Source organism: Corynebacterium sp. KPL4072 (assembly GCF_037908395.1).
Classification (GTDB): domain Bacteria; phylum Actinomycetota; class Actinomycetes; order Mycobacteriales; family Mycobacteriaceae; genus Corynebacterium; species Corynebacterium kefirresidentii.
The window spans coordinates 1-1360 of the sequence record NZ_JBBMGE010000023.1 but is presented as its reverse complement, the minus strand read 5'-3'; the positions used below and the strand labels follow the sequence as shown (position 1 = coordinate 1360).

At 55.2% G+C, this 1360-nt stretch carries 2 pseudogenes; both read right to left on the bottom strand.

Annotation, left to right across the window (positions count from 1 at the left end):
* Positions 1–7: 7 nt before the first annotated feature.
* Positions 8–1227 (bottom strand): annotated as a pseudogene (locus tag WMP97_RS11760) (IS30-like element IS1513 family transposase).
* Between the two features lie 19 nt (positions 1228–1246).
* Positions 1247–1351: pseudogene (locus tag WMP97_RS11755) on the bottom strand (helix-turn-helix domain-containing protein); the annotation flags it as partial.
* Positions 1352–1360: the final 9 nt, after the last annotated feature.

Below are 1360 nucleotides of genomic sequence, written 5' to 3'. Positions count from 1 at the left end.
GGCGGAATCAAGCGGTGGATGCGCCACGCTTGAATAGTTCGTTAAGTATTTCACGTGGGGTTGCGCCGCCGAGGATTTGTCGGGGTGTTTCGTTGAGCTCATTTTGCACCCACGCGACATGTTCGGGTGTGACGGTGGCAAAGTCGGTGCCCTTTTTGTAGAACCTGCGCCTGATCTCGCCGTTGGTGTTCTCGTTGGTTGGTCTCTGCCACGGTGAGTGCGGTTCACAGAAAAACACCTGGCAGCCGTCTTTAATCTGGACTTGTGCTGTGACAGCCATTTCTGCGCCTTGGTCCCATGTGATGGTCTTTAGCTGCTCGGTGTTGAGGTCTTTGACCATGTCCTGCAGGGTTGCGACCACGGTGTGTGAACTGTGCTCATCGGGAAGGTGTCCAAGCAGGGTGTAACGGCTGGTGCGCTCTACTAGGGTAATCAGCGCGCTTTTGCCACCTTTACCAATAACAAGGTCGCCCTCCCAGTGCCCGGGAATAGCCCTGTCATCAGCTTCCGGGCTGCGGTGGGTGATCTCAGCACCTTTGATCCAAGGGCGACCGGTTAACACGCCAGCGTTTCGGGCACGACGCTTGCGTGTTGAGCCGCCGCGGATAAGTACGTCTTTAGTCTTCATGACTTCTTCAAGCTCGGCTCGCAGGCTGCCTTTGCCTTGAATGTATAAGGCACTGTAGATCGCTTCGTGGGAAATACGCATGCTTTCATCATCGCTGAAAGCATGCTCAAGCCATGCACTAATGCGCCCAGGTGACCACCTGCGGGCAAGGCAATCGACTACTACACCCCGAAGCGTTGGGCTTTCATCGAGCTTGCGTAGTTTTGGCTGCACCATCCGACCAGCAGTAGAAACAGCAGCGTTGTGGGCGTTATACCGCAGCTGCTCTGTGCCGTCCTCATCGACGATCTTCCAACCATTACGGGTGATTTCACGAGCGACGACACTGTGGTGCCTATTTATTTTCTGCGCGATGGCTCGTGCCGAATCACCGACACGACATCCCGCTTCAATAGCAACACGGTCTTCAACAGTAAGCCTGCGACCACGCCCTACTAAGGCGTGTTTGTCGAATACGCCGCTAGGAAATCCATCAACGGCTTGAGTTTTCATCGGTGCTGGCATAACAGAATCTTTACCCAGCTTCTTGCCTGTATCTGGCAAAGACACCACCGCCTCATCAGGCGTTCGACGATGTCGCTGCCGGCGTAACTTCGCATACCGCTGCTTCCTTATCCACCCATACACGGTAGAAGGATGCACACCGATAGCATCAGCCACTGTCTGACAGCTCTCACCAGCAAGCACTCGCTCCACGGCCTGGGCACGTTTATCAGGTGACAAGTGGGCGCG